The 4,578-nt window shown below is 64.1% G+C and carries 4 protein-coding genes and 1 pseudogene; 3 read left to right on the top strand and 2 right to left on the bottom strand.

Annotated elements, in window-relative coordinates:
• Window positions 1-212 precede the first annotated feature (212 nt).
• The 3 genes from H590_RS16945 to H590_RS0113545 all read left to right on the top strand — a co-directional run bounded on the left by H590_RS16945 (window position 213) and on the right by H590_RS0113545 (window position 3,047).
• Window positions 213-677 carry a cation:dicarboxylate symporter family transporter gene (locus tag H590_RS16945; protein ID WP_028703931.1) on the top strand — a complete coding sequence of 155 codons (465 nt, stop codon included), beginning with the start codon at window positions 213-215 and terminating at the stop codon, window positions 675-677.
• An 82-nt stretch (window positions 678-759) separates the two neighbouring features.
• Window positions 760-2,361 (top strand): NCS1 family nucleobase:cation symporter-1, encoded by a 1,602-nt coding sequence (locus tag H590_RS16950; RefSeq protein ID WP_071161774.1) that lies wholly within the window; start codon window positions 760-762, stop codon window positions 2,359-2,361.
• Complete coding sequence (locus tag H590_RS0113545; RefSeq protein WP_232021004.1) at window positions 2,361-3,047, top strand: aspartate/glutamate racemase family protein; 687 nt, start codon at window positions 2,361-2,363, stop codon at window positions 3,045-3,047. The genes H590_RS16950 and H590_RS0113545 overlap by 1 nt, the downstream gene beginning before the upstream one ends.
• A 751-nt stretch (window positions 3,048-3,798) precedes the next feature.
• On the opposite strand, the gene H590_RS18795 is transcribed toward H590_RS0113545, so the two are convergent.
• Window positions 3,799-4,203 (bottom strand): hypothetical protein, encoded by a 405-nt coding sequence (locus tag H590_RS18795; protein WP_126412673.1) that lies wholly within the window; start codon window positions 4,201-4,203, stop codon window positions 3,799-3,801.
• 211 nt (window positions 4,204-4,414) lie between these two features.
• Window positions 4,415-4,578, bottom strand: a pseudogene (locus H590_RS18555) (IS1380 family transposase); the annotation flags it as partial.

A 4,578-nucleotide genomic window follows, 5' to 3' on the forward strand; every position in this document is an offset into this window, starting at 1 on the left:
GCGTGCTGCGGGGCCTGCCCGCCCCCGCGGGATAGCCCCCGGTATGCACCTTGACCGCCCACCATCTGAAAGAACCCCACGGCCCGGACAGCCCGACCCCCGCAGCGACATGCGGCGAACCGTCGCACCCGCCTGCCAGAATCAATGCTCAGTTCGACGACACAGCCGCCGAACCCCCACCCAGCAGCCACCCATGAAAAATCGAGGCTAGGGTGGCGAACTTCACGCTGCCCATCTGCCTGACGATGGGTTCGAAGGGGGCAATGCTCAACTACATGGTCGCTGTCATGTTCTTGGCGCAGGCTGGCAATGTCCGACTGAGCGCAGGCCAAGTGATCATGGCGTTGGCCCTGGTCTTCCTGCTCAACATGGGTACGGTCACCGTTCCCGGCGGATTCCCGGTCATTGCAATGTTCTTGGCCTCGACACTCAGCCTTCCTCTGCAAGCAGTCGGCCTGCTCATCGCGGTGGACTGGTTCACTGGGATGTTCCGTACCTTCCTCAATGTGAATGGGGACACCATCGTGGCGATGCTTGTCGCTCATTCCACCAATGAGATCGATCACGACGTCTATTACGGCCGTAAGAAGGTCACGATGGCCGAGGCTGAGGCGGCCGCGGACGCCGCATCACAGGCGCTTGACTCGCACCCCCAGAACGTGACCAGCCTCGGCTGAAGTCGTCGTCGCAGGTCGCAGCACCCCGCAGTTCCCATCATTGTCCGACTGGTAGCCGGGCATCGTTCTCCTGGAGGTTTACATGGTCACCACAGAGCTCGCTGAGGGCTCGGGGTCGTCCGCCACGACATCGTCAGCCGATGTCCACGTTGGGTCCGACTACCACCCCAGTCTCTACAACAACGACCTCGCGCCGTTGGTGAAGCAGAAGTGGAACTGGTACAACATCTTCGCGTTCTGGATGTCGGACGTGCACTCGGTCGGCGGCTACGTCACCGCGGGCAGCCTGTTCGCCTTCGGGCTGGCCAGCTGGCAGGTCTTCGTATGCCTCATCGTCGGCATCGTCATCGTGATGCTGCTGGCCAATCTGGTCGCCAAGCCCAGCCAGGTCGCCGGCGCCCCCTTCCCGGTGATCTCGCGCGCCCCCTTCGGCGTGCGCGGGGCCAACATTCCCGCCACCCTGCGAGGTCTCATCGCGGTGGCCTGGTACGGCATCCAGACCTACCTGGCCTCCGACGCCATCGTGGTGGTCGCCCTCAAGCTGTGGCCGGCCCTCAAGCCCTACTCCGACGTCTCCCAGCACGGCTTCGTCGGGCTGTCCACCATCGGGTGGGGAGCGTTCATCCTGCTGTGGATCGGTCAGGCCTTCGTCTTCTGGCGCGGCATGAACGCCATCCGCAAGTTCATCGACTGGGCCGGTCCCGCCGTCTACGTCGTGATGATCGTGCTCACCGTCTACCTCGTGTACAAGGCCGGCACCAGCAACATCGACCTCACCCTGGGCAGCATCAAGTACTCGGGCTGGGGCACCGTCGGGGCGATGTTCCTCGCCACCTCGATCGTGGTGAGCTACTTCTCCGGCCCGCTGCTCAACTTCGGCGACATCTCCCGCTACGGACGGACGATGTCCGACGTCAAGCGCGGCAACCTGCTCGGCCTGCCGATCAACTTCACCTTCTTCTCGATCCTCACCGTGGTGTGCGCCGCGGCCACCGTGCCGGTCTACGGCAAGCTCATCACCGACCCGATTGAGACCGTCTCGCGCATCGACAACACCTTCGCCATCGTGCTCGGCGCGATGACCTTCGCCATCGCGACCGTCGGCATCAACATCGTCGCAAACTTCATCAGCCCGGCCTTCGACTTCTCCCACGTCGCTCCCCAGAAGATCTCCTGGCGGACCGGCGGCATGATCGCGGCGGTCGGTTCGGTGCTCATCACCCCCTGGAACCTGTACTCCAGCGATGAGGTCATCCACTACACGCTGGACGTTCTGGCCAGCTTCACCGGCCCGCTGTTCGGCATCCTGGTCTGCGACTACTACCTCATCCGTCACCAGCACGTCGTCGTCGACGACCTCTACACGATGAGCTCCAAGGGCCGCTACTACTTACACCAAGGGCGTCAACCCGAAGGCCGTGATCGCGACCGTGGTCGGTGGCGTCATCGCCCTGGCGATCGTGCTGACCCCCGTCGAGCCCTTCAAGACGGCGGCGAACTTCTCCTGGTTCATCGGTGCCGGCGTCGGAGCCCTGGTGTACTACCTCAACTCGCGGTCCTCCCGCGTCGCCAACCTGGCCGACAAGGAGATCAACAGCTACGCGCACGTGCCCGGGGCCACCGCGGGCGAGCGGGCCTGACTCCATGCGGATCAGGGTCATCAACCCCAACACGTCGGCCTTGATGACGGAGACGATCGCCGCCTCGGCCCATGCTGCGGCGGCCCCCGACACCGTCATCGAGGCCGTCACCCCGGCCATGGGGCCGGCCAGCATCGAGGGTCACTACGACGAGGCGCTCGCGGTACCGGGAGTGCTCACCGAGGTGGCCCGCGGTGTCGCCGACCAGGTCGACGGCTTCGTGCTGGCCTGCTTCGGGGACCCGGGGATGGACGCCGCCCGGGAGCTCGCCCAGGGACGGCCGGTGATCGGGATCGCCCAGGCCGCGATGCACGTGGCGGCGCTGTCGGCACGCGGCTTCGCCGTGGTGACGACCCTGTCGCGGACCGCCGGGAGAGCGTGGGACCTCGCCCGCAGCTACGGCTTCGGGGACAGGTGCCGCGAGGTGCTGGCCTGCGAGGTGCCGGTGCTGGCGGTCGACTCGGCCGAGGACATGGTCGCCGACCTGGCCCGCGAGGCGCTGACCCACGACGGGGTCGAGGCCATCGTCCTCGGCTGCGCCGGGATGGCCGAGATGGCCGCCCGGGTGAGCGCCGAGACCGGGGCTCCCGTGATCGACGGAGTCGGTGCCGGGGTGGGTCTGGTGGAGACGATGGTGCGGATCGGGGTGGGAGGCTGCGCCCGGGGGGAGTACGCCGTCCCCCTGGCGAAGTCCTACACCGGGTTGTTGGAGCCGTTCATGATCTCCTGAGTCACGATCCTCTGGGGGTGTGCTGGGATTGGCGGCCGGATCTTGAGTGCTGCTCGGGGACTCGCTCGGCTGGCTGATCATCTCGTTGGGTCTGGTCGAGTTTGGGTGCGTCTACTGTCCCGAACTCGACCAGATCTCTTGGCTTCCCGGTGGTGTGACCCCTGTAGCCCTGACACCGTCTTGGCGGGTTCTCTTTGCGGGGACCGCGGGAGAGGATTTCCTCGATGGGTGTGACGAGGAAGAGAAGTACCTACATCGCGAAGCATCGTCGCCGAGGTGGTCACTTCAGATCCGACGGTTCACTCGTTGCAGCTCCATCAGTCGGTCAGTTCCACAGGGCAAGTCGCATCTTTGCGGGGTCACGCGGATGTAGAGTCCTTCAGCTCCTGCTGTGGAGATGAGCGTCCTCGACTGTCGCCCCCCCCGGAAAACTCGGAAGCATCTGCAGACGGCAATCGCTATCTGGATCGAACGGGCCCATCACAACCGGACGCACCCTGCGCGGGATTCGGCGGTTGGCTTCCATCACACACGAAACCATCCTGAGCCAGTGGGCATCAACCGCTAGCTGACAAGGGATGTCACCAGTTCATGCGACTGGCAACGCTATTTTCTTCCGATTTGCCACACGATGAGTTGAACTGAGATGAGTATCAACTACCGTGTATCGGTTCACATAAACCAGCCAGACCGTCCAGCGCGGGAAAAACGCGCGCTGGACGGTCTGGCTGTCCTGATTTATCTCGCTATCTCACCAGTTCGCGGGGGCGGGGCAGGTGGGCTCGCCGAAATGGGAGTTGAAGGTGTGGATCTGAATCCAGACGGGCTTACCCGGGACAGTAATCGTCCACGTCTTTGAACCCTTAGCGGGGGCCGAATTGTAGTTGGTGCCGTAGCTGAAGGACCCACTCTCGGTGCGGACATTCGCTTCGTAAATGTCTGGTGCTTCTTTGTAATTCACGACGATGAGATACGTACCATCCTGGTTCTTGGTAACGGTGAACGTACCGTTATCTCCTGCTGATCCACAGGTTGGGGTCGTGTTCCCACTGCCCGAGGCTGCTGCTTGCGGTGCAGCCACGGCGAGGGCGACGACAGGTGCTGACCACGCAGCAGTCTTCAAGACGGTTCGACGCGACGACAAGTGTTCGCTCATGACACCTTCCATTCAGTTTGCGGAATTTACCATCGTTAACCTCGATTTTTCATGGGTGGCTGCTGGGTGGGGGTTCGGCGGCTGTGTCGTCGAACTGAGCATTGATTCTGGCAGGCGGGTGCGACGGTTCGCCGCATGTCGCTGCGGGGGTCGGGCTGTCCGGGCCGTGGGGTTCTTTCAGATGGTGGGCGGTCAAGGTGCATACCGGGGGCTATCCCGCGGGGGCGGGCAGGCCCCGCAGCACGCCGACTGCGGCGACCACGGTGTCGACCCATGGTTGGCGATCCGAGACGTGCAGGATGACGCGCCGGCCGCTCCGGGCGAGGGTGGCGGGGATGGCGAACAGGCGATGGCGCAGCTTCTTGGGCTCCCACC

It is taken from the genome of Acidipropionibacterium jensenii DSM 20535, assembly GCF_000425285.1.
GTDB lineage: Bacteria > Actinomycetota > Actinomycetes > Propionibacteriales > Propionibacteriaceae > Acidipropionibacterium > Acidipropionibacterium jensenii.

Coding starts and splice junctions, on each gene's coding strand:
- H590_RS16950 (WP_071161774.1), top strand. CDS start 760: ATGGTCACCACAGAGCTCGCTGAGGGCTCGGGGTCGTCCGCCACGACA.
- H590_RS0113545 (WP_232021004.1), top strand. CDS start 2,361: ATGACGGAGACGATCGCCGCCTCGGCCCATGCTGCGGCGGCCCCCGAC.
- H590_RS18795 (WP_126412673.1), bottom strand. CDS start 4,203: ATGAGCGAACACTTGTCGTCGCGTCGAACCGTCTTGAAGACTGCTGCG.